This window comes from Pseudomonas sp. 3296 (assembly GCF_031456615.1).
GTDB lineage: Bacteria > Pseudomonadota > Gammaproteobacteria > Pseudomonadales > Pseudomonadaceae > Aquipseudomonas > Aquipseudomonas mucoides.
Genome location: NZ_JAVDUY010000001.1, coordinates 595,580 through 621,625, shown reverse-complemented (window position 1 = coordinate 621,625; position 26,046 = coordinate 595,580). Strand labels below are relative to the sequence as shown.

Annotated in this window: 20 protein-coding genes; 10 read left to right on the top strand and 10 right to left on the bottom strand. The window is 59.7% G+C overall.

What is annotated here, in order from left to right:
* The first annotated feature begins 60 nt into the window (after positions 1-60).
* From J2X66_RS02960 to J2X66_RS02930, 7 genes are all read left to right on the top strand, one after another.
* Positions 61-1,050, top strand: a complete 990-nt coding sequence (locus J2X66_RS02960; RefSeq protein WP_027922554.1) for an alpha/beta fold hydrolase — start codon at positions 61-63, stop codon at positions 1,048-1,050.
* 121 nt (positions 1,051-1,171) lie between these two features.
* The gene (gene rraA / locus J2X66_RS02955) at positions 1,172-1,663 is read left to right on the top strand and encodes a ribonuclease E activity regulator RraA (RefSeq protein WP_027922555.1); all 492 of its coding nucleotides are present in this window, start codon (positions 1,172-1,174) and stop codon (positions 1,661-1,663) included.
* A 24-nt stretch (positions 1,664-1,687) separates the two neighbouring features.
* Positions 1,688-2,683 (top strand): zinc transporter ZntB, encoded by a 996-nt coding sequence (locus J2X66_RS02950; protein ID WP_310260639.1) that lies wholly within the window; start codon positions 1,688-1,690, stop codon positions 2,681-2,683.
* Positions 2,684-2,746: 63 nt separating this feature from the next.
* Complete coding sequence (locus tag J2X66_RS02945; protein ID WP_027922557.1) at positions 2,747-2,995, top strand: hypothetical protein; 249 nt, start codon at positions 2,747-2,749, stop codon at positions 2,993-2,995.
* A gap of 2 nt (positions 2,996-2,997) precedes the next feature.
* On the top strand, positions 2,998-3,822 hold the full coding sequence (locus J2X66_RS02940; RefSeq protein ID WP_008048604.1) for a mechanosensitive ion channel family protein: 825 nt from the start codon (positions 2,998-3,000) through the stop codon (positions 3,820-3,822).
* Positions 3,823-3,909: 87 nt separating this feature from the next.
* Positions 3,910-4,500 (top strand): RNA polymerase sigma factor SigX, encoded by a 591-nt coding sequence (sigX, locus tag J2X66_RS02935; RefSeq protein WP_008146300.1) that lies wholly within the window; start codon positions 3,910-3,912, stop codon positions 4,498-4,500.
* A 107-nt stretch (positions 4,501-4,607) separates the two neighbouring features.
* Positions 4,608-5,651: an OmpA family protein gene (locus tag J2X66_RS02930; RefSeq protein WP_310260628.1), complete on the top strand. Its 1,044-nt coding sequence runs from the start codon at positions 4,608-4,610 to the stop codon at positions 5,649-5,651.
* Positions 5,652-5,725: 74 nt separating this feature from the next.
* Here J2X66_RS02930 and cobA read toward each other — a convergent pair whose 3' ends face one another.
* The 8 genes from cobA to J2X66_RS02890 all read right to left on the bottom strand — a co-directional run bounded on the left by cobA (position 5,726) and on the right by J2X66_RS02890 (position 17,268).
* Complete coding sequence (cobA, locus tag J2X66_RS02925) at positions 5,726-6,499, bottom strand: uroporphyrinogen-III C-methyltransferase (RefSeq protein ID WP_310260626.1); 774 nt, start codon at positions 6,497-6,499, stop codon at positions 5,726-5,728.
* A 10-nt stretch (positions 6,500-6,509) separates the two neighbouring features.
* Positions 6,510-9,227 (bottom strand): molybdopterin-dependent oxidoreductase, encoded by a 2,718-nt coding sequence (locus J2X66_RS02920; RefSeq protein WP_310260623.1) that lies wholly within the window; start codon positions 9,225-9,227, stop codon positions 6,510-6,512.
* Positions 9,227-9,544: a nitrite reductase small subunit NirD gene (nirD, locus tag J2X66_RS02915; RefSeq protein WP_027922561.1), complete on the bottom strand. Its 318-nt coding sequence runs from the start codon at positions 9,542-9,544 to the stop codon at positions 9,227-9,229. Before nirD ends, J2X66_RS02920 begins: the two co-directional genes overlap by 1 nt.
* Entirely contained in the window at positions 9,541-11,994 is a 2,454-nt protein-coding gene (gene nirB, locus J2X66_RS02910) for a nitrite reductase large subunit NirB (protein ID WP_310260617.1), read from the bottom strand. The genes nirD and nirB overlap by 4 nt, the downstream gene beginning before the upstream one ends.
* 332 nt (positions 11,995-12,326) lie before the next feature.
* Entirely contained in the window at positions 12,327-13,997 is a 1,671-nt protein-coding gene (locus J2X66_RS02905) for a bifunctional protein-serine/threonine kinase/phosphatase (RefSeq protein ID WP_310260614.1), read from the bottom strand.
* Between the two features lie 7 nt (positions 13,998-14,004).
* Positions 14,005-15,216 carry a nitrate/nitrite transporter gene (locus J2X66_RS02900; RefSeq protein WP_310260610.1) on the bottom strand — a complete coding sequence of 404 codons (1,212 nt, stop codon included), beginning with the start codon at positions 15,214-15,216 and terminating at the stop codon, positions 14,005-14,007.
* 249 nt (positions 15,217-15,465) lie between these two features.
* On the bottom strand, positions 15,466-16,041 hold the full coding sequence (locus tag J2X66_RS02895; protein WP_310260607.1) for an ANTAR domain-containing protein: 576 nt from the start codon (positions 16,039-16,041) through the stop codon (positions 15,466-15,468).
* A gap of 15 nt (positions 16,042-16,056) precedes the next feature.
* Complete coding sequence (locus J2X66_RS02890) at positions 16,057-17,268, bottom strand: CmpA/NrtA family ABC transporter substrate-binding protein (RefSeq protein ID WP_310260603.1); 1,212 nt, start codon at positions 17,266-17,268, stop codon at positions 16,057-16,059.
* A 229-nt stretch (positions 17,269-17,497) separates the two neighbouring features.
* Between J2X66_RS02890 and J2X66_RS02885 the strand changes: the two genes are divergently transcribed.
* Complete coding sequence (locus tag J2X66_RS02885; protein WP_310260600.1) at positions 17,498-18,517, top strand: quinone-dependent dihydroorotate dehydrogenase; 1,020 nt, start codon at positions 17,498-17,500, stop codon at positions 18,515-18,517.
* A gap of 139 nt (positions 18,518-18,656) precedes the next feature.
* Here the strand turns inward: J2X66_RS02885 and rmf are convergent, their stop codons facing one another.
* Positions 18,657-18,872, bottom strand: a complete 216-nt coding sequence (gene rmf / locus J2X66_RS02880) for a ribosome modulation factor (RefSeq protein WP_003223300.1) — start codon at positions 18,870-18,872, stop codon at positions 18,657-18,659.
* Positions 18,873-19,403: 531 nt separating this feature from the next.
* Between rmf and rlmKL the strand changes: the two genes are divergently transcribed.
* Complete coding sequence (gene rlmKL, locus J2X66_RS02875; protein ID WP_310260598.1) at positions 19,404-21,674, top strand: bifunctional 23S rRNA (guanine(2069)-N(7))-methyltransferase RlmK/23S rRNA (guanine(2445)-N(2))-methyltransferase RlmL; 2,271 nt, start codon at positions 19,404-19,406, stop codon at positions 21,672-21,674.
* Positions 21,675-21,816: 142 nt separating this feature from the next.
* On the top strand, positions 21,817-24,216 hold the full coding sequence (locus J2X66_RS02870; RefSeq protein WP_310260595.1) for a diguanylate cyclase: 2,400 nt from the start codon (positions 21,817-21,819) through the stop codon (positions 24,214-24,216).
* Positions 24,217-24,352: 136 nt separating this feature from the next.
* On the opposite strand, the gene dacB is transcribed toward J2X66_RS02870, so the two are convergent.
* Positions 24,353-25,813, bottom strand: a complete 1,461-nt coding sequence (dacB, locus tag J2X66_RS02865; RefSeq protein ID WP_027922570.1) for a D-alanyl-D-alanine carboxypeptidase/D-alanyl-D-alanine-endopeptidase — start codon at positions 25,811-25,813, stop codon at positions 24,353-24,355.
* Positions 25,814-26,046: the final 233 nt, after the last annotated feature.

Genomic DNA, 26,046 nt, shown 5'->3' with positions numbered 1-26,046 from the left:
CTTTAAGAATTGAGTAGGGCGGGCTCCTCTGGATGCCGCCCTTTTTTGTGCAAGAGCATTATGCAAAGCAGCAGCAACCTATTTCCTGTCGCCCTGATCAGCGCCGAACGGCGCGGTGATCTGAGCGAAGATGTTTACCGTTTGAAGCCGGCAAACAGTCCCGACGTCAGCGTCGAGCTGGCCGTCACCCGGTTGGGCATGGCTGATGAGCCAGCGGTACGTGGCGTGCCGGTGATCCTGTTGCACGGCAGCTTCTCCAATCGCCGCTTCTGGTTTTCCCCGAAAGGGTTGGGGTTGGGCGCCTATCTGACGCGCCTGGGATTCGATGTGTGGATTCCCGAAATGCGCGGCCATGGCCTGTCCCAGCGTAACCAGAACTATCGCAAGAACCGTGTCGCCGACTACGCGCGTTACGATCTGCCCGCCATTGGCGCGTTCGTGCGTGAGCAAAGTGGCCAGGTCCCGCACTGGATCGGTCATTCGCTGGGCGGGATTACGCTCGCGGCGGCATTGGGTGGTGAGTACATCGGTGAGCCTGTGGTGGCGTCTGCGGCGTTTTTTGGCACGCAAGTCAGCCGCACCTATTGGCCGTTGAAGATTCCCCCGGTGGAGTGGAGCGGGCGCTTTATTCTCAAGCGTTTTGCACAACTGTCGGGATCACGGCTCAAGCGCGGACCGGAGGACGAGCCGATTGGCCTGGCCCTGGAAAGCATGCGTTGGTACGGACTGTTCGGTCGTTTTGGCGATGCCGACAAAGACTGGTGGGCCGGATTGGCCAATGTGGCGATGCCAGTGTTGGCCGTGAGCGCTGTTGGCGATCATCAGGACCCGGCGTGGGCGTGCCGCAAATTGTTCGAGCAGATCGGTTCCGAGCACAAGCAGTTCATCAACCTTGGCCGCGAACAGGGCTTTGGCGATAATTTTGGCCACGTAGAGATGCTGGTCAGCAAAGCGGCTCAAGCCGAGGTCTGGCCGTTGGTGGCGCGGTGGTTGGGTGATCAACAGACGCCCTTGATGGGCGATAAGCCGGATCTGGCGACGGCAGTTTGAGCCTGATGCTCTGACAAGGGCATTTCGCTCTGATCGGCTTGCGGCTAAGATATGACGCATTGAGCAGTTTTGGTCACGTTTCGACACCCTCGATTGTCTTCCTCTTTACAGGAGTTTCTCGATGAATCATTACCTCACGCCTGACCTGTGCGACGCCTATCCGGAGCTGGTGCAGGTGCTGGAACCGATGTTCAGCAATTTCGGTGGCCGTGATTCTTTCGGCGGCGAAATCGTGACCATCAAGTGCTTCGAAGACAACTCGTTGGTCAAGGAGCAAGCCGAGCTCAAGGGCAATGGCAAGGTGTTGGTAGTCGACGGTGGTGGTTCGCTGCGCCGTGCGCTGCTGGGCGACATGATCGCCGAGAAAGCCGCGAAAAACGGTTGGGAAGGACTGGTGATCTACGGTTGCATCCGTGACGTCGACGTCATCGCACAAACCGACCTGGGGGTTCAGGCCCTGGCCAGCCACCCGATGAAAACCGACAAGCGCGGCATTGGCGATCTGAACGTAGCGGTAACCTTTGCCGGTGTGACGTTCCATCCAGGCCATTACATTTACGCGGACAACAACGGCGTGATCATCTCGCCAAGCCCGCTGAAAATGCCTGAATAACCAGAAACCAACAAAGGGATGCGGATGTTCGAGGAAGAAAACGCGCAGTGGGGCCTGGTGCATGCCCTGGTGCTGGACGGTAAAGGCAGTGCGCGTTCGATAGCCCGGACTGAACTCGATGACTTGCAGCTTCAGGCCCATGAGAGCCTGTGGCTGCACTGGGATCGCAGTCATCCGCAAACCCAGACCTGGCTGCGTAACACCAGCGGTCTGAGTGAATTCAGCTGTGACCTTCTGCTCGAAGAAAATACCCGGCCGCGTCTTCTACAGCTTTCGGACAGCGAACTGCTGCTATTTTTGCGTGGGGTCAATTTGAATCCCGGCGCAGAACCGGAAGACATGGTCTCGGTGCGTATTTTTGCCTCGGCCAAGCGTGTTATTTCCTTGCGCTTGCGTCCATTGCGCGCCACCGATGAATTGTTGGTGCAGCTCGCCGACGGCAAAGGCCCGAAAACCGCGTCCGAACTCGTCCTGTATATGGCGCAGTACCTCACCAATAAAGTGCAGGATCTGGTCAGTTGCCTCTCGGAAGTGGTCGATGAGGAAGAAGAAAAACTGGATGCCGACGAACGGTATACTCCCGAGCACGGCGCCATATTGCAGATCCGTCGCAGGGCAGCGGCGCTGAAACGTTTTCTTGCGCCTCAGCGGGATATTTTCGGGCAATTGACGCGTATAAAATTGCCCTGGTTTGTCGAAGACGATGGCGATTACTGGAACGAATTGAACAACAGCCTGACCCGTTACCTTGAGGAGCTGGAATTGACCCGGGAGCGGGTGGGGCTGGTCCTCGAGGCTGAAGACAGACGATTGAGCGTGCGCATGAACCGCACGATGTACCGCTTCGGGATCATCACCGGGATCTTTTTGCCGATGAGTTTCCTGACCGGTCTTTTGGGGATCAACGTCGGTGGTATTCCGTTCTCGGCGAGCCCGTATGGCTTCCTGATTGCGTGCCTGATGATGGTCTCGGTGGCGCTCGGGCAGTGGTGGTTATTTCGACGTTTGCGTTGGGTGTGAGCATGCGTCATGTGACCCGGGCAAATTTGATCGCGTCTTTCACAGACATCACGAGAGGTGCGTATGCACGATCCGTTTGAACAGTCTTTGCGCGACATGCTCAATGCATCACCGTCCACCCGGGACGACGATGCGTGCCTTGGGCGTGTACTGAAAACCGCCAATCGCCAGGTCGGCGCTGGCGATCTGTTCAGCCTGCTGGGCCGCTGGTTGCCCGCGCTGATGATTGCCCTCAACAACGGCTCGGCCCACGTCGCGCCGGTCTCCCGCCACCGTAAACCTACCGTTCGCACTGCTGATAAGGCTGATTGAATATGGAACTTGATCTCTGGACTCAGAGCCTCGTCACTGCAATGACTGCGTTATGGACAAAGGTTGCGAACTTCATTCCGAATCTGTTCGGCGCACTGGTTGTGCTGCTGTTGGGTTTTGTCGTGGCGAAACTTTTGGACACTTTATTGTCCAAGCTGCTCGCCAAGCTGGGGCTCGATCGCCTGATGGGTGGCACCGGTCTGACTAAATTGCTGTCCCGGGCTGGTCTTCAAGTACCGATATCGACCTTGATCGGCAAGATTGTCTATTGGTTCGTTCTGCTGATTTTTCTGGTTTCTGCAGCAGAATCCCTCGGACTTGAACGAGTTTCAGCTACGCTGGATATGCTGGCTCTGTATCTGCCCAAGGTATTTGGCGCAGCGCTGGTATTGCTGGTGGGTGTGTTGCTGGCGCAATTGGCCAATGGGCTGGTGCGCGGCGCGGCAGAGGGCGTAGGGCTGGACTATGCTTCGGGGTTGGGACGAATTGCTCAGGGCCTGGTGATTATCATCAGTATCTCGGTAGCGATTAGCCAGTTGGAGGTCAAGACAGACCTGCTCAACCATGTAATTGTCATCGTATTGATCACCGTTGGTCTGGCGGTTGCGTTGGCCATGGGGCTGGGAAGCCGGGAAATTGCCGGTCAGATTCTTGCGGGAATCTATGTGCGTGAGCTATATCAGGTTGGGCAACAAGTGCGTGTTGGCGAGGTCGAAGGCCAGATCGAAGAGATCGGCACGGTTAAAACCACATTGCTGACCGATGAGGGTGAGCTAGTCTCTCTCTCCAATCGGATTCTCCTGGAGCAGCATGTGAGTAGCCGCTAACCCGGCAAACCCTGCTAATGTATGCCGCCGCGAATTGCCCCGAAAGGGCAGCGGCGGACATTGACCTGACTGTCGGCCCGACTTGTTTTGAATAAAGCTCAATCGCTCTCCACGCGCTACGACCCCCGCGAGCTCTCTGATGAGGAGTTGGTCGCGCGCTCGCATACCGAGCTGTTTCACGTAACGCGCGCCTATGAAGAACTGATGCGGCGTTACCAGCGAACATTATTTAACGTCTGTGCCCGGTACCTTGGGAACGATCGCGACGCAGACGATGTCTGTCAGGAAGTGATGTTGAAGGTGCTGTACGGCTTGAAGAACTTCGAGGGGAAATCGAAGTTCAAGACATGGCTATATAGCATCACGTACAACGAATGCATCACACAGTATCGGAAGGAACGGCGAAAGCGTCGCTTGATGGACGCTTTGAGTCTTGACCCCCTTGAGGAAGCGTCTGAAGAAAAGGCGCCGAAACCCGAGGATAAGGGTGGACTTGATCGCTGGCTGGTGTATGTAAACCCGATTGACCGTGAAATTCTGGTGCTACGTTTTGTCGCAGAGCTGGAATTTCAAGAGATCGCGGATATCATGCATATGGGTTTGAGTGCGACAAAAATGCGGTACAAACGTGCTCTTGATAAATTGCGTGAGAAATTTGCAGGCATTGCTGAAACTTAGTTCAGCGCAAATATCTCTTACGTGTAGGCTAGTTCTGATAGACTAGCCGCCGAGTTGTCCCCCGGTTTGAGGGACTGCTTTACAATCACCAGATGGGGATTTAACGGATGAAACTGAAAAACACCTTGGGCTTGGCCATTGGTACTCTTATTGCCGCTACTTCGTTCGGCGTTCTGGCACAAGGCCAAGGCGCAGTTGAAGGCGAGCTCAACTACGGGAAGAAGTACAACGACAGCGTTAACAACGTTGAAGACGGCTACACTCCTGGCGCCTCCATCGGTTACTTCTTGACCGACGACGTATCGTTGAACCTGACCTACAATGCTGACGACCACACCCGTTCGAACAACGGTACCGGTTCTCAGAAAATTGAAGGCGATCAGTTCGGTCTGAACGCTCAGTACCACTTCAACAACGCTGGCGACGCTCTGCGTCCTTACGTTCAAGGTGGTGTTAAGCACGGCAGCATGACCAACGTAGCCGCTGATGGCCACACCGGTCGTGACCAGTCGACTTTCCTGACTGCTGGCGCTGGTCTGAAGTACTACTTCCTGGAAAACGTCTACGCTCGTGCTGGCGTAGAAGCTGACTACAAGCTGGACAACGGCCGTTGGGACTACATCCCATCCGTTGGTCTGGGCGTGAACTTCGGTGGCGGCAACAAGCCAGTCGCTGCTGCTCCAGCTCCAGAAGTCTGCTCCGACAGCGACAACGATGGCGTTTGCGACAACGTTGACAAGTGCCCAGACACCCCAGCCAACGTAACTGTTGACGCTGATGGCTGCCCGGCAGTTGCTGAAGTTGTTCGTGTTGAGCTGGACGTGAAATTCGACTTCGACAAGTCGGTAGTCAAGCCAAACAGCTACGGCGACATCAAGAACCTGGCTGATTTCATGAAGCAGTACCCATCCACCACCACTACTGTTGAAGGTCACACTGACTCCGTCGGTCCTGACGCTTACAACCAGAAACTGTCCGAGCGTCGTGCAAACGCCGTTAAACAAGTTCTGACCAACCAGTACGGTGTTGAATCGTCCCGCGTTCAGTCGATCGGCTACGGCGAAACTCGCCCAGTTGCTGACAACAAAACTGAAGCTGGCCGCGCTGTAAACCGTCGCGTAGAAGCGCAGGTTGAAGCTCAAGGTAAGTAATTACCCGCCGCTCTGAGAAAAGCCCGGCTTAGGCCGGGCTTTTCTTTGTCTGCGATTTGGTCAACCGGGACGTGTCAGGCGCGTTGATATCCGACGTTAATGTCAACGGACAGGGCCACTTCGCGAGCAGGCTCGCTCGCACAGTTGGCGGCGACTGCACCAATCACCAGGATGGCCGGGCTTTTCAACTCGAAGGCCAAGGCATCTTTTTCCATCGCCATCAGGCTGCTCCGACATTCCCGCTGGTGCGGCAACGATGCATTTTCGATCATCGCCACTGGCGTATCGGCTGACATCGCGCCCGCCAGCAGTTGCTCACGGATCTCGCTGAGCTTCGCAACACCCATGTAGATCACCAGCGTCGTGCCACCCTGAGCGAGCGCTTGCCAGTTCAGGCTGCTGCCATCCTGAGTGTGGGCGGTCACCAGCGTCACGCCTCGCGCCACACCGCGCAGGGTTAACGGAATATCGCATTGAGTCGCGCCAGCCAGGCCGGCGGTGATGCCATTGACCAGCTCGGTCTCGACCCCGCGTTCACGCAACCACTGTGCTTCTTCACCGCCACGCCCGAAGATGCACGGGTCACCCCCCTTGAGCCGCACCACGCATTTACCTTGACGGGCATAACGCAGCATCAAGCGATGAATGAACGCCTGTGGCGTAGAGCGGCAGCCACCGCGTTTACCCACCTGCATAATCCGCGCGCCGGGGCAGTGCTCAAGCACCGCGTCGTTGACCAGGTCGTCGATCAGCACCACATCTGCTTCTCTCAACGCCCGAACAGCTTTGAGGGTTAGCAATTCAGGGTCACCGGGGCCCGCGCCCACCAGCCAGACTTTTGCGTTCATGGTGTTTTCCTCACGAGATGACGGCGACCGGCTGCACGGTGGCGGCCAGCAAACGCTTGATTTCCGGGACGCAGGAACCGCATTGCGTGCCGCAACCCAGTTCCTGTTTCAAACCCTGCAAGTCCAGGCCGCGGAGGATGCCGGCGCAGACCGCGTTTTGGCTGACGTTTTTGCAGTTGCACAGGGTTTTGTTGCCGATGGCTTCGGCGTCGACCTGGCCCGGCGGGGCACTCAGTGGCGCAAGCAGCCAGCGTCGCAGTTGTTCGTCGGCGCGACCTTCGAGCCAGAGGTTTTGCAGCCAGTGCCGGGCAAGGGTTTCACCCGCCAAGCGGATGGCGGTGATCCGGCCGTTCTCGATCCGCACGCGTTTGCCGATGGAACGTCGTGGATCGTCGTAGGCCAGCACCGGACCGTCGTTGAGCCCCAGTCCTTGATCGATATCGCGCAGCAGTTGTGGATCTGGCGCGGTGGCGTTGGCAGCGCGTATCAGCAGCGCAGGGCGCTCACGGCCTGTCAGGCTGAGGCTGACGTAGGAAAACGCCTCGCAAAGGGGTCTTAGCGTCTCAAAATGCTGTTGGACATCACCCTCTACCAGCGCGAAAAGGTGCCAGGGCAATTGCACCGGTTCGAGGCGCACGCCACTGTGTTTGAGCTCAGGTTGTTTCGACAGCGGGTCGAAGGCGGGCAGGGTGAGGCTGTTCACACCCCCCTTGAGGAAACGGTCACCGAAATGCATCGGCAAAAAGGCTTGGCCGGGGCGCACGCTGTCGTCACTGGCGACCGGCACGATCACCGCGCCGCGGCGGCTTTTCAGACTGATCAAGTCCCCGGATTGCAGGCGATGTCGACGCAGTTCATCCGGGTGCAGGCTCAACACGGCTTCGCTGACATGACCGAACAGCTGCGCGGCAGTGCCGGTTCGGCTCATGCCGTGCCATTGATCGCGCAGGCGACCGGTGATCAGCGTCAGCGGGAAACGTGCGTCGCGCTGTTCCTTGGCGGCGCGATATGGATCAGCCACGAACTGCGCGCGACCGCTGAAAGTCGGGAAAACACCGTCGAGATAGAGACGTGCAGTGCCTGCGCTGGAGCCCGCAGGAAAGGGCCATTGTTGCGGGCCGAGCTTGTCGATCAATGCGTGGCTGATCCCGGACAAATCCAGATCCCGACCACGGGTCAGTTGTTTGTATTCGTCGAAGACCTGCGCCGGGGTTTCAAAGGCGAACAGGCTGGTGGCTTCCGGGCGTAGACGTTTTTCCAGACGCTGTGCGAAATCCACGGTGATCGCCCAGTCCGGACGTGCTTCACCCGGTGCGACGATTGCCTGGCGGACGTGGGAAATGCGCCGCTCGGAGTTGGTTACCGTACCGTCCTTCTCGCCCCAACTGGCGGCGGGCAACAACAGGTCGGCAAACCTCGCGGTTTCAGTGGTGCGGAAGGCCTCCTGCAACACCACGAACGGGCAGGCTTGCAGCGCCGCGCGCACGGCCGTCTGATCGGGAAGCGACTGAGCGGGGTTGGTACAGGCGATCCACAAGGCTTTGATCTTTCCGCTGCCCACCTGCTCAAACAACTCAATGGCCGTCAGCCCCGGGTTTTCCGGCAGTTGATCGACACCCCAATAAGCCGCCACGTCAGCGCGGTGTTCGGCATTGGCAGCATCGCGATGGCCCGGCAACAGGTTCGACAGACTGCCGGTCTCCCGGCCGCCCATGGCGTTCGGCTGACCGGTCAAGGAGAAAGGTCCTGCACCAGGACGGCCGATTTGTCCGGTCGCCAGGTGCAAATTGATCAGTGCGCTGTTCTTTGCACTGCCGGCGGTGGACTGGTTCAGCCCCATGCACCACAACGACAGGAAACTCGGTGAAGTACCGACCCATTCGGCGCATTGCTGCAGTTGCTCAACGCTGATTCCGCACAGTTGCGACACCATCTGCGGGGTGTAATCGCGCACCAGGTTCTTCAGTTCGGGCAAGCCTTCGGTGTGGGCCTTGATGTAGTCGCGGTCGATCCAGTCTTCCCACAGCAGCAGGTGCAAAATCCCATGGAACAAGGCGACATCGGTCCCCGGAAGAATCGCCAGGTGCAGGTCAGCCAAATCGCAGGTATCCGTACGACGCGGGTCGATGACGATGACTTTCATCTGTGGTCGGCGGGATTTGGCTTCTTCGAGGCGGCGAAACAGTACCGGGTGGGCGTAGGCCATGTTGCTGCCGACGATCATCACGCAGTCGCTCAACTCCAGGTCTTCATAGCTGCACGGTGGCGCATCGGCGCCCAGGCTGCGTTTGTAACCGACCACCGCCGACGACATGCACAGCCGCGAATTACTGTCGATGTTATTGGTGCCCACCAGCGCTCGCGCCAGTTTGTTGAAGGCGTAGTAGTCCTCAGTCAGCAGCTGCCCGGAGATGTAGAACGCCACGCTGTCCGGGCCATGTTCGGCAATGGTTTTGGCGAAAACGCTGGCGGCGTGATCAAGGGCGGTGTCCCAGTCGGTGCGGCTGCGAGCCAGGCCTTTGCCCAGGCGCAGTTCCGGGTACAGCGCCCGTGCCGTCAAGTCGCCGGTCAGATGCAGGGTTGATCCCTTGCTGCACAATTTGCCGAAGTTTGCCGGGTGCGCCGGATCGCCGCTGACACCGAGGATGCGCTCGCCGTCATGTTCGATCAGCACCCCGCAGCCGACCCCGCAATAACAGCAGGTGGACGCGGTGATCTGGCGGTCCATCAGCCTGCGTCCCGCAGGGCCAGCATCACTCGGCCATTTTCGACCCGTGCCGGGTGGTGATGGGCGCAGCCGATGTCCGGGGCCTGGGCTTCGCCGCTTTCCAGGTCGATTTGCCAGTTGTGCAGCGGACAGGCCACTCGCTTGCCGTAGATCAAACCTTGGGACAACGGTCCGCCCTTGTGTGGGCACCGGTCATCGAGGGCGAACACTTCATCATCGCTGGTGCGAAAAATCGCGATGTCACCTTTGGGGCCGGCAATGATCCTCGAGCCCAGGGCGTTGATTTCTTCCAGTGCGCAGATATCCAGCCAGTTCATGCCAGCACCTCCAGGTTCTTCACGGGAATGACGTCGAATTCTTTTTTCAGCAGTGGCTGCGTCAGGCGTTCTTTCCACGGATCCTGTTCGAACGACAGCGAGAATTGCAGCCGGTCATTGAGCGCCTTGCGCCGTTCCGGGTCTTCCAGTACGGCTTTCTTGATGTGGTCCATGCCAACCCGTTGCAGGTAATGCACGGTGCGTTCGAGGTAGAAGGCTTCTTCGCGATAGAGCTGCAAGAACGCGCCGTTGTATTCGCGCACCTCTTCAGCGGTTTTCAGTTTCACGAAGAATTCGGCGACTTCGGTTTTGATCCCGCCGTTGCCACCGATGTACATCTCCCAACCGGAGTCCACGCCGATGATGCCGACGTCCTTGATGCCCGCTTCCGAACAGTTGCGCGGGCAACCGGAGACGGCCAGTTTCACTTTGTGCGGCGACCACATGTTGAACAGGTCATGCTCCAGCTCGATGCCCAGCTGCGTGGAATTCTGCGTGCCGAAACGGCAGAACTCACTGCCGACGCAGGTCTTCACGGTGCGGATGGATTTGCCGTAGGCGTGACCGGACGGCATGTCGAGGTCTTTCCAGACGCCCGGCAGATCCTGCTTCCTGATCCCCAGTAAGTCGATGCGCTGGCCCCCGGTGACTTTGACCATCGGCACGTTGTACTTGTCGGCGACGTCGGCAATGCGGCGCAATTCCGAAGGGTTGGTCACGCCACCCCACATCCGCGGGACCACCGAGTAGGTGCCGTCTTTTTGAATGTTGGCGTGGGCGCGTTCGTTGATCAGACGCGATTGCGGGTCATCCTTGGCTTCGCCCGGCCAGGTGGAAATCAGGTAGTAATTGAGCGCCGGGCGGCAGGTGGCGCAGCCGTTCGGAGTGCGCCAGTTCAGGTAGCTCTGGGTGCCGGCGATGGTGAGCAGATGTTGTTCGCGAATGGCCTGGCGGATTTGCCCGTGGTTGAGGTCGCTGCACCCGCAGATGGCTTTTTCGCTTTTCGGCTTCACGTCTGCCGCGCCGCCCACGGTGTTGATCAGGATCTGCTCGACGAGGCCGGCGCAGGAACCGCAAGAGCTGGCAGCCTTGGTGTGTTTTTTCACCTCGTCGACACTGAACAGCCCGTGTTCCTGAATCGCCTTGACGATGGTGCCTTTGCACACGCCGTTGCAGCCGCAGACTTCGGCGGTATCGGCCATGCTCATGGCCTTGTCCTGGCCCTGATGTCCTACGTCGCCTAATGCGTTTTCACCAAACATGAGGTGATCGCGGATCTCGCCAATGGCGTGATTCTCACGAATCTGCCGGAAATACCAACCGCCATCTGCCGTATCGCCGTACAGACAGGCACCGACCAGCACGTCATCCTTGATCACCAGTTTTTTGTAGACGCCACCGATCGGGTCGGAGAGGGTGATGGTTTCCGTGCCTTCGCCGCCCATGAAGTCGCCGGCGGAGAACAGGTCAATGCCGGTGACTTTCAGTTTGGTCGACGTCACCGAACCTTGATACCGGGCGAAACCCAATTGGGCGAGATGATTGGCGCAAACCTTGGCCTGCTCGAACAGCGGTGCAACCAGGCCGTAGGCGATGCCGCGATGGCTGGCGCACTCGCCGATGGCGTAGACCCGTGGGTCGTAGGTTTGCATCGTGTCGTTGACCAGAATCCCGCGATTGCAGGGAATGCCGGTTTTTTCCGCGAGTTCGGTGTTGGGGCGGATGCCGGCGGCCATGACCACCAGGTCGGCGGAAATGATGTCGCCGTTCTTGAATTCAACCGAGCCGACCCGGCCATTGCCGGCATCGTGCAGGGCCTGGGTTTGTTCGCAGAGGCGAAAGTGCAGGCCGCGCGCTTCAAGGGCGGTTTGCAGCAACTGGCCGCTGGTCTTGTCGAGTTGCCGTTCCAACAACCATTCACCGAGGTGCACCACGGTCACGTGCATGCCGCGCAGCATCAAGCCGTTTGCGGCTTCCAGGCCGAGCAAACCACCGCCGATGACCACGGCGTGCTTGTGGGTCTTGGCGGTGTTGATCATGGCTTGGGTGTCGGCGATGTCACGGTAACCGATCACGCCCTGCAAGGTGTTGCCCGGGATCGGCAGGATGAATGGGGTCGAACCGGTGGCGATCAGCAGGCGATCGTATTCGGCCTCGGTGCCGTCTTCGGCGATGACCCGGCGTTTGACCCGATCGATCTCCACTACTTTGCGGTTGAGCAGCAGCTTGATGTTGTTATCCAGGTACCAGTCGAGGTCGTTGAGCACGATCTCTTCGAACGTTTGTTCGCCGGCCAGTACCGGCGACAGCAGAATGCGGTTGTAGTTGGTGTGGGGTTCGGCGCCGAAGACCGTGATGTCGTACAGCTCGTTGCTCAGCTTGAGCAGTTCTTCCAGGGTGCGAACCCCGGCCATGCCGTTGCCGATCATCACCAGTTTTAATTTTTTCATCAGGTTCTCCGGGGAGCGGTGACCCGCCTCATCAGGGCTTCAGGTCTGGCTCGACAAATTTTGCGCAAACAAAAAAAGGCGTCCCGCTAGTTGCCTAGCGAGGACGCCTTTGTCCTGGTCCCGTTCTCTCGGGAAGCGCAGCCTTCATCGTTGAAGGCTGGGCTTTATGTGTGGTGGAAAGGGTAATGCAGTGGTTGTGCCAAGTGCTTCAGGTGGCCGGATTTATTGGGTTCTGTCGAAGATGACGAGTGTGAAAAGAGCAATTTCGCACCGAATCAATGCGCGATGCCCGCAATTGGAGCGGCTTCGCCAGCTGCTACAGGGGATTTGTGTCAGCCATGAAATACCAAAACCAGCAGCACCAGATTCAGCAGCAACGACATCAGCGCCAATGTCCGCCAAACCTTCAACGGCTCACGCTCCATCAACGGCCTGGGCCGCACGCTCAAGCTGCGCCGCTCGCCCTGTTCCAGCAGCAGCAACCATTCTTCCGCCGTTTCAAACCGCTGACCCGGATCCGCCACAACGGCACGTTCCAGGCATTGCGCAATCCATTCCGGCAAATCCGGACGATAGCGACTGGCGCTGACCGGTACACCAAACCGTGGTCGCTGGAACGCTTCGATTTCACCGTAGGGATAATGCCCGGTCAGCAGGAAATACAGGGTCACGCCCACCGCGTACAGGTCTTGTTGCGGCGTCGGGATGTCCCCGCGAAAGGCTTCCGGTGCGAGGTAACTGGGCGTTCCAGGCAGGGCAGAGGTTTGATCCTCTGACAAGCCTGGGCAATACGCGAGGCCGAAATCCAGCAGGCGTAAGTCGCCGTCGTCACCCAGCAGCAGGTTTTCCGGCTTGATGTCGCGGTGCAGAATCTGCCGTCGATGCAGGAGGCCAACCGCGCGAAGCAAGCGCTCGGCCAAATCTTGCCATTGCGCCAACGGCAGAGGTCCGACACGGGTGTGCAGAGCTGCCAGCGTCGTTCCGGAATATTCGCGCATCACGTAGTACAAATGCTGACGCTGACTGGCGGCATGGACTTCAGGAAAATGCCTTCCCGCCACGCGCTTGAGAAACCATTCCTCCGACAGCAACGCTTGCCCGGCCAGGTGATCGTCGTGCAGTGCGGCGGGCAAGGTTTTCAACAGCCAGGGTTGCTGTTGTCCGTCGCGAACCCGATAGAGCAGCGATTGCTGGCTCTGGCCGAGTATCCCGTCAATGTGCCAGCCTTCGAAGGATTGACCGGGTTTCAGCGCCGGTGGCAACGGCCATTGCTGTAAATGAATCAGCGCATCACCAATGCTCGTTTCACCCAAGGCATCGACTCGTACCAGCAAGGCACTTGCGTTGTCCTGGCTGCCGGCCAGGTGCGCAGCGTTGACGAGGGTCTGAGCCGCGCTCTCCAGATCGGGCTGATCTCGCAGAATGGCGGCAATCGCGGTGTCGCCCAGCACGGCCCAGATGCCGTCGCTGAGCAGCACGAAACTCTCATTCAGGCGCAATTCGCCATCGAGAAAGTCCAGCACCAGATGCTGATCCAGTCCCAGTGCTCGTTTCAGTACATGCTGCATGCCCGGCTGGTCCCAGACATGATCCTCGCTGACGCGCTGCAATTGATCCGCGTGCCAGCGATACACTCGGCAATCGCCGACATGGGCCAGGGTAAATCGCCTGCCGCGCATGACCAATGCACTGACCGTGGTCAGCAGCGGTTGCCCGCCACCATTGGCCTGCAGCCAGCGATTTTGCGCCAGCAGCAGACGGTCCAATGCCTGAGCGACACCCCAGGTTTCCGGGGTGGCGTAATAGTCCAGCGCCAGCGCCTGCAAGGTCGAGCGAGCGGCGAGACCGCCGTCGGCGCATTGGCTGACGCCGTCGGCAATGGCGAATAAGTAGCCTTTGCTGGCCGCCAGCGCCGGGGCGGGCGTCACGAGGCGCAGGGCGTCCTGGTTTTCCTCGCGCGGACCAATGGCGCTGGCTTCGGCGAAGCTCAGTTGCAGGCTCATTGAGGCCTCAGACCCGCGCAGCCGTCACAGCGGCCGAACCCCAAGTGGTTCTCCAGCGACGTTTCACCCCGTGCAGACCGAACCAAGCCAGGACGCCGAGGCTGGCGAACAACCACAGGGCCAGTTGATAACTGCCGGTGCTCTGTTTGATCGCCCCCATGCCTGCCGCCAGCGCAAAGCCACCGATACCGCCAGCCATGCCGATCAAACCGGTCATCACACCGATCTCGCGACGAAAACGCTGCGGCACCAATTGGAACACTGCACCGTTACCTGCGCCCAAACCGAGCATGGTGCAGACGAAAAGCGCCAGCGCCGCGTAGGAACTCGGCAGATTGAAACCCACCGCCGCAATGCAGAGCGCCGCCACCGTGTACATCGCCAGCAACGTGCGTATCCCACCGAAACGGTCTGCCAGCGCACCGCCCAATGGGCGCATCAGGCTGCCACCGAACACACAGGCTGCCGTGTAGTAACCGGCCGTCACCGGGCTCAGGCCGTACTGGTCGTTGAAATAGCCGGGCAGGGCGCTGGCCAGACCGATGAAGCCGCCGAAGGTCACGCTGTAGAAAAACATGAACCACCAACTGTCGCGATCGCCCAGGGCCTTGAAGTAGTCGGCCATCGACTTGGCGTTCGGCCGTTCCGGCGCGTTTTTCGCCAGCCAGGCAAAAACGATGAGTGTCAGGATCAGCGGGATCAGGGCGAAGCCGAACACGTTGCTCCAGCCGAACGCCGCGGCCAATACCGGAGCAATCAGTGCGGCAAGCACGGTGCCCGAGTTACCGGCCCCGGCGATGCCCATGGCTTTGCCTTGATGCTGTGGCGGATACCACTGCGAGGCCAGCGGCAGGGCGACGGCGAAGGACGCCCCGGCCATGCCGAGGAACAGGCCCAGTACCAGCGCTTGCTCGTAGCTGTGAATCCCGAGTTTCCAGGCGCCGAACAGCGCGCAGATGACGATCACCTGGCCTATCAGCCCGGCGGTTTTGGGCGACAGTCGATCCGCCAGCATGCCCATGATAAAACGCAGCACGGCCCCGGCCAGGATCGGCGTGGCCACCACCAGCCCGCGTTGTTGGGTGGTCAGGTGCAGATCCACGGCGATCTGCACGGCCAACGGGCCGAGCAGGTACCAGACCATGAAGCTCAGGTCGAAATAGAGGAAGGCCGCAAACAGTGTCGGCGTATGGCCGGATTTCCAGAAGCTTGAATTCATCGCGCACCTCAGCTGTGAAGAGTCTCGAGAAGGAGTCATGAGCTAGCAGGTGGGGCGCCTGTGGGCCGCACCACCGGCCCCGGGCTGTGGGGCCAAAACGAAAAAACGCCGCTACCGGATTCGCCAAGGGCAAATGAGGTGAGCGACGTCTTTGTCGTAGGTGGGGCAACCGCCGTTGGTTACCTGTGGTGATTACTTAGCCAGATTTGTGCCAATTTCAGGAGATCGTTCCCACGCGGGAACGATTGGTTACCCGAGCAACTCACTCATGGCAATGATCTGCTCGGCAACCTGAATCAACTTCTGTTGCCGGCTCATCGCCTGTCGGCGCATCAGGGTGTAGGCCTCTTCCTCGTTGCAACTTTTCATCTTCATCAACAGCCCCTTGGCCAGCTCAATGCGCTTGCGTTCAGCCAGTTGCTGATCGCGTGCATGCAGCTGGGCGCGCAGGGCCTGGTCACTTTCAAACCGCGCCATGGCCACGTCGAGAATTGGCTGCAGGCGCTGTGCGTGAATGCCTTCGACGATGTAGGCACTGACCCCGGACTTGATCGCCTGACGCATCACGCCGGGGTCGTGTTCATCGGTAAACATGACAATCGGTCGTGGCTGGTCACGGGTCACCAGCACCACTTGTTCCAGCACATCGCGGCTCGGTGACTCGGTATCGATCAGGATCACGTCCGGACGCACCGTTTCGACGCGTTCGGGCAAGTCGATGGTCAGGCCCGACTCGTCGATTACCTCGAACCCGGCTTCGGTCAGGGCGGCTTTCAGTCGACCGACTTTCTTCGCGGTGTCGTTGATCAGCAGGATACGCAGCATGTTCGCAGTCTCCTGTCAGCGTTGGGCGAATCGGTGCGAGCTGTCGCTCAAGGCGTGCAACTTGAAGCTGCGGGCATAGCCGGCCGGGTCAGAACCGTCCCAGACTTTGCCGTCGATCAACTGGCTGCTGCGCATGTCCTGCCCCCGGATATCGATATCGACGCCACTGGCGGCTTCGCGGTACAGATCCAGTTGCTGGACCTGACGGGCCACGCCGAGGTAATCCGGATCGTCGCGCAACAAGCCCCAGCGGCGGAACTGGGTCATGAACCACATGCCGTCGGACAGGTACGGCATGTTGACCTCGCCGCCTGCATGGAAGCGCAACGCGTGCGGGTCCTGCCAGCGATGGCCCAGCCCGTCGGCGTAGTCGCCCAACAGGCGCGGTTCGATGCAGTCGAGGGGGGCGTCGAGGTAATCCGGTGCGCTCAACAGTTGTGCGGTGCTGCGGCGGTTTTCCGTGCTTTGTTCAATGAACCGGCTGGCCTCCAGGATCGCCATGACCAAGGCCCGCGCGGTGTTGGGGTACTGCTCGATAAACGCCCGGGTGCAGCCGAGGACTTTTTCCGGGTGATCGGGCCAGATGGTCTGGGTCGTCGCCAGGGTAAAGCCGAAATTCTGTTGCACTGCGCTGGCGGACCACGGCTCACCCACGCAGAAACCGTCGATACGCCCGGCTTGCAAGTGCGCGACCATTTGCGGCGGCGGCACCACTACGCTGTCGACATCCTGCAGCGGGTGGATGCCCTGACTCGCCAGCCAGTAATACAGCCACATGGCGTGGGTGCCGGTCGGAAAGGTCTGGGCGAAGGTGAGTTTCGGGCGAGTTTGGTGCACGTGGCGCTCGAGTGCTTCAGGACTGGTCACGCCCAGCGCCTGCAAACCGTGGGAGAGGTTGATGCTCTGGCCATTCTGGTTCAGGCCCATCAGCACGGCCATGTCGGTCGAGGCCACGCCGCCGATGCCCAGATGGACGGCATAAATCAGACCATACAAGCTGTGGGCGGCGTCGAGTTCGCCGCTGACCAGTTTGTCCCGCAGGTTGGCCCAGGACGACTGGCGCTTGAGGTTCAGGGTCAGGCCGTAAGGCTGGGCGAACCCCTGAGTGGCGGCTACCACCACCGAGGCACAGTCGCTCAGGGCCATGAAACCGAGGTTGATGTCGGTCTTTTCCGGAGCATCGCTGCCATTGACCCACGCCAGAGGGTTGGCTGGAACTTCAATCATCGTTAAGCACCTTGCATAAAAAAACGCCGTACCGGGCGCCTTGCCAGAGCAAGGGCCAGTGACGACGCCATTGTCTTTCGACCCATTCCGCCGTTGGCATGAGTGCTGATACCGGTGGTGGTGCAAGGCATATGCCATCGCTGGCTGATTTTGTCGCGCGCCTCGCCTGCGGCCCCGATGCGCGGCTATAATTGCCGCCACTTTTCGTAGCCCAGAGTCAAACCCGCCCATGTACACCCTGGCCCGTCAGCTGTTGTTCAAACTTTCCCCGGAAACCTCCCACGATCTGTCCCTGGACCTGATCGGCGCGGGCGGACGTTTGGGCCTCAACGGCTTGCTGTGCAAGGCCCCGGCGAAAATGCCGGTGTCGGTCATGGGCCTGGACTTCCCGAACCCGGTGGGCTTGGCGGCGGGTCTGGACAAGAACGGCGCGGCCATCGACGGTTTCGCTCAACTGGGTTTTGGTTTTGTCGAAATCGGCACTATCACCCCACGCCCACAGCCGGGTAACCCGAAACCACGGATTTTCCGCCTGCCGGAAGCCGAGGCGATCATCAACCGCATGGGGTTCAACAACCTTGGTGTCGATCACCTGCTGGCCCGTGTGGCAGCCGCCAAGTACAAGGGCGTGCTGGGCATCAACATCGGCAAGAACTTCGACACCCCGGTCGAGCGCGCGGTCGACGATTACCTGATCTGCCTGGACAAGGTCTACGCCCACGCCAGCTACGTGACGGTCAACGTCAGCTCGCCGAACACCCCGGGCCTGCGCAGCCTGCAGTTCGGCGATTCGCTCAAGCAACTGCTCGCTGACCTGGCCACGCGCCGCGCCGAGTTGGCGTTGCGTCACGGTAAACATGTCCCGCTGGCGATCAAGATCGCACCGGACATGACCGACGAAGAAACCGCGCAGGTCGCACAAGCGCTGATTGAAACCGGGATGGACGCAGTGATCGCCACCAACACCACCCTGAGCCGCGTCGGTGTAGAAGGCATGGAGCACGGTGACGAGGCGGGCGGTCTGTCCGGCGCACCGGTTCGTGACAAGAGCACTCATACTGTCAAGGTGCTGGCTGCTGAGCTGGCGGGTCGCTTGCCGATCATCGCCGTGGGCGGGATCACCGAAGGCAAGCATGCGGCTGAGAAAATTGCCGCGGGTGCGAGCCTGGTGCAGATCTACTCCGGCTTTATCTACAAAGGCCCGGCGTTGATTCGTGAGTCCGTCGACGCCATCGCTGCCTTGCGCTGATTGTGTACAGGCGAAAGACAGGCATAAAAAAGGGCTCCTCGAAGGAGCCCCTGGGCCGGAGCCCGCCGTCCGGATGGGACGTGCGTGGTTAATTCATTCAGTCATCAGATTGTCGTGTCGGAGTGTTAGGCCCTGTAAATTAGCCGACGGCGTGAAGTTCGTTGAGTCTGTGGATTCCCGCAGTGCCGGTCATACCGTCCCAGTTGTCGCCGCGTCCCTCGCGCCAGCCGTTAATCCAGGCTTGGCGTACTGACGGTAGAGTAAATGGGCAAAGCTCACGGGATTTGCCACCAACGCCATATTGATATCCGCGCAAAAATGCTCTTTCCAACGGATCACGCTTAAGTCTTCTCATAGGGTGTTGCCCTCACTTGTTGACTGTATTTATCGCGTAGACTTCAATCGAGGTCTGGCAGAAAAAAACTTCTGCCGTTGGGGCCCGCTGCCGGCGTCGCGAGCCAAGGTGTTGACGTCGTTGCGGCGTCAACCTGTGTTGAGTTCTAACCAATGCGTCACATCGAGGGAATGATCGTTTTGTCATAAGGACGTAACCATAAAGATGCTATGGCCATAAGTAACACGATGTTTGCCCGTGTTTATTGGCCAAAGCCCTGTATGATCGGCCCCCCGCAGGATGACGGGGTTAATCCTTTAGTGAGAATGACTTCTGTTGCGCAGAAGCATTATTCGACGAAGGGTCGACTTATGACATTTTGTTGCATCAACTTTTTTATCTGCCTGTGCATCTAAGCTCTTCTAACCTGAGCAGCACAGGTGGGACGGCACACCTTCGTGCCACGCGGGCGCTCTTTTAGAAAAGCGCCTGATTGAAAACCGGACCGGCAATGCGTTGTCGGTTCACTTAGCTAAAGGCTCTGAAATTCCAATGTCCGATCAATTCGAAATCTTCCTCACTTGCCCCAAAGGCCTTGAAGGCCTGCTGATCGAGGAAGCCGTCGGGCTTGGCCTTGAAGAAGCACGTGAGCACACCTCTGCCGTGCGCGGCATGGCGACCATGGAAACCGCTTATCGCCTGTGCCTGTGGTCGCGTCTGGCGAACCGGGTGCTGCTGGTGCTCAAGCGTTTCCCGATGAAGGACGCCGAAGACCTGTACCACGGCGTGCTGGATATCGAGTGGCAAGACCACATGCTCAACGACGGCACCCTGGCCGTCGAGTTCAGCGGCCACGGCTCGGGCATCGACAACACCCACTTCGGCGCCTTGAAAGTCAAAGATGCCATCGTCGACAAACTGCGCACCCCGCAAGGCGACCGTCCGTCGATCGACAAACTCAATCCAGACCTGCGCATTCACCTGCGCCTGGACCGTGGCGAAGCGATTCTCTCCCTCGACCTGTCCGGCCACAGCCTGCACCAGCGCGGTTATCGCTTGCAGCAAGGCGCGGCGCCGCTGAAGGAAAACCTCGCGGCCGCGATCCTGATCCGTTCCGGCTGGCCACGCATTGCGGCCGAAGGCGGCGCGCTGGCTGACCCGATGTGCGGTGTCGGTACGTTCCTCGTCGAGGCGGCGATGATCGCCGCCGACATGGCGCCGAACCTGCGTCGCGAGCAATGGGGCTTCACCGCCTGGCTCGGTCACGTCCCGGCGTTGTGGAAAAAACTTCACGAAGAAGCCACCGAGCGCTGTGCGGCCGGCCTGGCCAAGCCACCGCTGTGGATTCGCGGTTACGAGGCCGACCCGCGCCTGATTCAACCGGGCCGGAACAACGTCGAGCGTGCCGGCCTGAGCGAGTGGATCAAGATCTACCAGGGCGAAGTCGGTACGTTCGAGCCGCGACCGGACCAGAACCAGAAAGGCCTGGTCATCTGCAACCCGCCGTACGGCGAGCGTCTGGGCGATGAGGCGAGCTTGCTTTACCTCTACCAGAACCTCGGCGAACGTCTGCGTCAGGCCTGCCTGAACTGGGAAGCTGCGGTGTTCACCGGCGCCCCGGACCTGGGCAAGCGCATGGGTATTCGCAGCCACAAACAGTATTCGTTCTGGAACGGCGCGTTGCCGTGCAAGCTGCTGCTGATCAAGGTCACGCCCGACCAGTTCGTCACTGGCGAGCGTCGCACCCCGGAGCAGCGTCAGGTCGAGCGCGAGCAGGCGGCCTATGATCAGGCCCCGAGCGAGCCAGAAGAACGCAAATACAACAAAAACGGCAACCCGATCAAACCGACTCCAGCACCGGCACCGGTGATCGAGCAACCGCGCTTGAGCGAGGGCGGGCAGATGTTTGCCAATCGCCTGCAGAAAAACCTCAAGGCGTTGGGCAAGTGGGTCAAGCGTGAAGGCATCGACTGCTATCGCGTGTATGACGCCGACATGCCGGAATACTCCATGGCCATCGACCTGTATCAGGATTGGGTCCACGTCCAGGAATACGCCGCGCCGAAATCCATCGATCCGGAAAAAGCCTCGGCCCGCATGTTCGATGCCCTGGCCGCGATTCCGCAGGCCTTGAACATCGACAAGAGCCGTGTGGTGGTCAAGCGTCGCGAACGTCAGAGCGGCACCAAGCAGTACGAGCGTCAGGCTGCGCAGGGCAAGTTCGTCGAAGTCAATGAAGGTGGCGTGAAGCTGCTGGTCAACCTCACCGACTACCTCGACACCGGGCTGTTCCTCGATCACCGCCCAATGCGCATGCGCATTCAGAAAGAGGCGGCTGGCAAGCGCTTCCTCAACCTGTACTGCTACACCGCAACGGCCAGTGTTCACGCGGCCAAGGGCGGCGCACGCACCACCACCAGCGTTGACCTGTCGAAAACCTACCTCGACTGGGCGCGTCGTAACCTGTCGCTGAACGGTTTCTCTGACAAGAACCGTCTGGAGCAGGGCGACGTGATGGCCTGGCTCGAGGCCTGCCGTGACGAGTACGACCTGATTTTCATCGACCCGCCGACGTTCTCCAACTCCAAGCGTATGGAAGGGATCTTCGACGTGCAACGCGATCAGGTGCAGTTGATCGACCTGGCCATGGCGCGTCTGGCACCCGGTGGGGTGTTGTACTTCTCCAACAACTTCCGCAAGTTCACCCTTGAGGAAAACCTCGCCGAGCGTTACGCCGTTGAAGAAATCACCGCCCAGACCATCGATCCGGATTTCGCCCGTAACGGTAAGATCCACCGTGCCTGGAAAATCACCGCGCGTTGACACGTGAGCTGATTGGATCCACAGAGCCTTGATTTTTAAAGGCTCTTGGGTCATTTCAGTGCTGGCCAAATTAGTGGCTAATGGCTATAACTCACTCATGGCCAATGGGCTTTTCCGGCGCCTGGCATTGTGAGTTGCCTTTATGTCGTTTCAGGCCGTACGCCCCAAAATCCTGGGTTTTATCAGCGAAGATGTGTCGGCCTGGCTGGTCGCGCTGCTGGTATTGCTCATGGGCGGCGTGCTCACCGGTTTACTGGCCTGGTCGACGGTCAATGTGTTTCACCATCAACTCAAACAACGCTTCCAACTGCTGGCCAGTGAGCGTTACAGCCGCATCGAAGAACGTTTCGAAGACCAGGAGCAGCGCCTCGACGGTCTGCGCCGGTTCTTCGTCAATTCCGACGCGGTCTCCCGCGAGGAGTTCGACGGTTACACCCAACCCCTGTTGCACCGAACCCAGGCCTATTCTTTCGCGGCCAGAGTGACTCGTGCCGAGCGCGCGGCATTCGAACAAAAGGTGCGGGACGAGGGCTTCAGCAATTTCACCCTTCGTGAGCTCGACGGCAACGGTCAACTGCAATTGGCTGCCGAGCGCGATGAATACGTGGCGGTGCTGTACAGCCAGACGCAAAGTCGACTGGGCTCGCCGCTGGGCTACGACTTGCTGGCCCAGCCGATGCGCCGCGCCACCCTTGAACGGGCGGACAAACTGGGCACCATGGCGGTGTCGCAGCCCATGCATTTGGTCAGCATCGAGCCGGCCTATGCGCGCGGCGTGCTGTTGGTGGCCCCGGTGATGCCGCGTAACTCACCCAGCGCTTCGGGGGTAAAACCCTTCGGTTATGTGATGGCGGTGATCAGCATGCGCCAGCTGCTGGCCGATGGATTGCCGGACGCCAACTACGACTATCTTTCGGTGCGCATTCTCGATTTGTCGATCGATGATCAGCACGAAGTGCTCTACGAATCTTTCAACCCACCGGCGGCCAGTGATTTGTCCGCGAGCCGGCTGTTGCGATTGGCCGATCACGATTATCAGGTTGACATCACGCCGAGCGAAGTCTTTATAAAAGCCAATCATTCCTCGGTGACGCCCCTGATGGTGCTGGGCGGTTTGCTCAGTCTGCTGCTCAGCGCGTTGCTGTATGTGCTGGTCAGTCAGCGTCAGCGCGCACTGAAAATGGTGGAGCAACGCACCCAGGAACTGCGGGCCCGTGAGCAAGAGTTGCGTGGCACCCACGGCCAGTTGCGCGGCGTGCTGAATGCGGCGACTCAGGTGGCGATCATCGCCACCGACCTGCGCGGGGTCATCAGCACGTTCAACGCCGGTGCCGAGCAGATGCTGGGTTACGCCAGCGTGGATGTCGTGGGGCGTATGACCCTGGAAAACCTGCACTTCCCCCGGGAACTGGTAGCGCGGGCAGCGGAGTTGAGTGCGCGGTATGGCAAACCGATTCCGACCTGTCAGGCGATGTTGGTCGAAGGGGACGAAGAGGGCGGTAGCGAGGCGCGGGAGTGGACGCTGGTACGCAGCGACGGCAGCCATTTGGCGGTGAACATGCTCGCCACCCCGGTGCTCGACGAGCAGGGGTTGTGGGTCGGTCATCTGGCGATCTGCATCGACATTACCGAGCGCAAGCGTGTGCATGAGGCGCTCGCGGCACGGGACCTGTTGTTGAAGAAACTCAGCGCCCATGTGCCTGGTGGCATCTACCAATTCAAGATGGAATTCGACGGCCGCTTCAGTGTGATCTATGCCAGCGACGGTATTCGCGAGATCTACGAGCTGGAACCGGACGTGCTGCTGCTCAATGCCGAAGCGATCTTCACGCGCATTCACCCACAGGACACGACCCGGGTCCGTGCCTCGATCCGCGCCTCGGCGGACACCCTCAGTCCGTGGCGCGAGGAATACCGCGTGCAACTGCCCATGCGCGGCCTGCGTTGGGTTCGCGGTGAGGCAACGCCCGAAGAGCTGCCCGGTGGCGGGGTGCTCTGGCATGGCTACATTTCCGACATCTCTGACCTGAAACGAGTGGAAGAGGAACTGCGGGCGCTGTCGATTACCGATTCGCTGACCGGGATTCACAACCGCCGTTATTTCCAGGAGCGCCTGACCACCGAAATGGCGAGGGTCCAGCGTGGCGTGGGCGAGTTGTCGGTGATCATGCTCGACATCGACCACTTCAAACGCATCAATGACCAGCATGGCCACGCCGTGGGGGATCGGGTGTTGCAAGCCGTGTGCGAGCGCATTGGTCATCGGCTGCGGCGCACAGACGTGTTCTGTCGCCTTGGGGGGGAAGAGTTCATGGTGCTCTGCCCGGACACCGACCGCGAGCAGGCGTACGTGCTGGCCATGCAGTTGTGGCAAGGGCTGCGCAGTTCACCGATCGACAGCGTGGGGTTCGTTACCGCGAGTTTCGGGATCGCCAGTTGGCGCGTCGGGGAGGGCGCGGATGCGCTGTTGCTTCGAGCGGATTCGGGGGTATATGCGGCGAAGCAGGCGGGACGTGATCGGGTCGAGGCCCAGAAAACCTAAGGCCTGACACACAACCCTTGTAGGAGTGAGCCTGCTCGCGATAGCGGTTTATCAGTCAACATCTGAGTTGAATGTTAGACCGCTGTCGCGAGCAGGCTCACTCCTACAGGTGATCTCCAGTGTCTGGAGGATCGGGTCAGAGTACCGACGCCGTGTCTGGCAGTTTCGGCTGGCGATAGAGGTCCAGCAGCACTTGATCCAGTACCGACGACGCGCCAAACGGTGCCTTGTCATTGAGGATCGCCACGACTGCCCACGTGTTGCCATTGACGTCGCGGCTGAAGCCGGAGATGGCGCGTACGGTGTTCAGGGTGCCGGTCTTGACGTGGGCTTCGCCGCGCATCGCGGTGGTCTTCAGGCGTTTGCGCATGGTGCCGTCGGTGCCGGCAATCGGCATCGAACTGATGAACTCGGCAGCATACGGGCTATGCCACGCGGCTTGCAGCATCGCTCCCATTTCACGGGCGCTGACGCGTTCTGCGCGGGACAGGCCGGAACCGTTCTCCATCACCAGGTGCGGCGCGGTAATGCCTTTCTTCGCCAGCCACTGACGTACTACGCGCTGGGCAGCCTTGGCATCGTCACCATCGGCATCGGTACGGAATTTCTGGCCCAGGCTCAGAAACAGCTGCTGCGCCATGGTGTTGTTACTGTATTTGTTGATGTCGCGGATGATTTCCGCCAGATCCGGCGAGTAAGCCCGGGCCAGAAGTTTTGCATTGCCCGGGGTGGCCGCCAGCACGTCCTTGCCCTGAATGCTGCCACCGAGCTCCTTCCAGATGGCGCGCACGGCGCCGGCGGTGTAGGTCGCGTGGTCAAGCAGCGACAGATAGGTCTGCGAGCTGCAGCCATCGCCCAACTGGCCGCCGACCGTTACGGTCATGCTGCCATCGGGCTGGGTCACCGGGTTGTAGCGCACACCGCCAGTGCACTGCTTGGAATTGACGGCCTTGACCTGGTTTTCGATGCGAATGCTGGCAATCGGCGGTTCCACCGACACCAATACCCGACCGCCGTCGTTACGCGCGACAAAACGCAGGGCCTTGAGGTTGACCATCAGCGAGTCGGGTTTGACCAGGAACGGCTTGTTCTCGTCATTGCCGTCGTCATTGAATTCGGGCAGCTGCGGTTGTACGAAGAAACCGCGGTCCAGCACCAGGTCGCCGGTGATTTGCGTCACGCCGTTGGCGCGCAGGTCACGCATCAGCAACCAGAGCTTCTCCATGTTCAGCTTTGGATCGCCGCCACCCTTGAGGTAGAGGTTGCCATTGAGAATGCCGCCGCTAAGGGTGCCGTCGGTGTAGAACTCGGTTTTCCACTGGTGGTTCGGGCCGAGCATTTCCAGCGCGGCATAGGTGGTGACCAGCTTCATGGTCGAGGCCGGGTTGACCGAAACGTCAGCGTTGTAAACGGTCGGCGTGCCCGGCCCGGTGAGCGGGATCATCACCAGTGACAGGGCGCTGTCCTGCAACTTGCTGGCCTTGAGGGCTTTTTCGACGTTAGGCGTGAGCGCAGTGTTGATCGGGGCGGCGGAGACGGAGAGGGCCAGCGGAAGAATGAAACTGGCCAGCAACAATGGACGCAAAGACTTGATCATGTGTAATAAAACCCTACAGCCGAGGGGGAAAAAGACGAGGGCATGGCGATAAAATCCCTCAGTGGTCATGAAAGTGTCGGCATTATGCCCCAAGGCTTGAAAGTGTGTGCCGTGCCATGGCCTTCTAATCTGCTATTTTTTTACCGCCGGTCAGCGATGCACCCCAGAGAGTCGGGCAATTAGCGGCTTAAACTGCTAAAGTGCCGCCCGTTATTACTTATGAGGATTGTTCC

What these genes read in the sequence shown, in the direction of transcription:
- J2X66_RS02960 (WP_027922554.1), top strand. Translation starts at nt 61, where the DNA reads ATGCAAAGCAGCAGCAACCTATTTCCTGTCGCCCTGATCAGCGCCGAA.
- rraA (WP_027922555.1), top strand. Translation starts at nt 1,172, where the DNA reads ATGAATCATTACCTCACGCCTGACCTGTGCGACGCCTATCCGGAGCTG.
- J2X66_RS02950 (WP_310260639.1), top strand. Translation starts at nt 1,688, where the DNA reads ATGTTCGAGGAAGAAAACGCGCAGTGGGGCCTGGTGCATGCCCTGGTG.
- J2X66_RS02945 (WP_027922557.1), top strand. Translation starts at nt 2,747, where the DNA reads ATGCACGATCCGTTTGAACAGTCTTTGCGCGACATGCTCAATGCATCA.
- J2X66_RS02940 (WP_008048604.1), top strand. Translation starts at nt 2,998, where the DNA reads ATGGAACTTGATCTCTGGACTCAGAGCCTCGTCACTGCAATGACTGCG.
- J2X66_RS02930 (WP_310260628.1), top strand. Translation starts at nt 4,608, where the DNA reads ATGAAACTGAAAAACACCTTGGGCTTGGCCATTGGTACTCTTATTGCC.
- cobA (WP_310260626.1), bottom strand. Translation starts at nt 6,499, where the DNA reads ATGAACGCAAAAGTCTGGCTGGTGGGCGCGGGCCCCGGTGACCCTGAA.
- J2X66_RS02920 (WP_310260623.1), bottom strand. Translation starts at nt 9,227, where the DNA reads ATGGACCGCCAGATCACCGCGTCCACCTGCTGTTATTGCGGGGTCGGC.
- nirD (WP_027922561.1), bottom strand. Translation starts at nt 9,544, where the DNA reads ATGAACTGGCTGGATATCTGCGCACTGGAAGAAATCAACGCCCTGGGC.
- nirB (WP_310260617.1), bottom strand. Translation starts at nt 11,994, where the DNA reads ATGAAAAAATTAAAACTGGTGATGATCGGCAACGGCATGGCCGGGGTT.
- J2X66_RS02905 (WP_310260614.1), bottom strand. Translation starts at nt 13,997, where the DNA reads ATGAGCCTGCAACTGAGCTTCGCCGAAGCCAGCGCCATTGGTCCGCGC.
- J2X66_RS02900 (WP_310260610.1), bottom strand. Translation starts at nt 15,216, where the DNA reads ATGAATTCAAGCTTCTGGAAATCCGGCCATACGCCGACACTGTTTGCG.
- J2X66_RS02895 (WP_310260607.1), bottom strand. Translation starts at nt 16,041, where the DNA reads ATGCTGCGTATCCTGCTGATCAACGACACCGCGAAGAAAGTCGGTCGA.
- J2X66_RS02890 (WP_310260603.1), bottom strand. Translation starts at nt 17,268, where the DNA reads ATGATTGAAGTTCCAGCCAACCCTCTGGCGTGGGTCAATGGCAGCGAT.
- J2X66_RS02885 (WP_310260600.1), top strand. Translation starts at nt 17,498, where the DNA reads ATGTACACCCTGGCCCGTCAGCTGTTGTTCAAACTTTCCCCGGAAACC.
- rmf (WP_003223300.1), bottom strand. Translation starts at nt 18,872, where the DNA reads ATGAGAAGACTTAAGCGTGATCCGTTGGAAAGAGCATTTTTGCGCGGA.
- rlmKL (WP_310260598.1), top strand. Translation starts at nt 19,404, where the DNA reads ATGTCCGATCAATTCGAAATCTTCCTCACTTGCCCCAAAGGCCTTGAA.
- J2X66_RS02870 (WP_310260595.1), top strand. Translation starts at nt 21,817, where the DNA reads ATGTCGTTTCAGGCCGTACGCCCCAAAATCCTGGGTTTTATCAGCGAA.
- dacB (WP_027922570.1), bottom strand. Translation starts at nt 25,813, where the DNA reads ATGATCAAGTCTTTGCGTCCATTGTTGCTGGCCAGTTTCATTCTTCCG.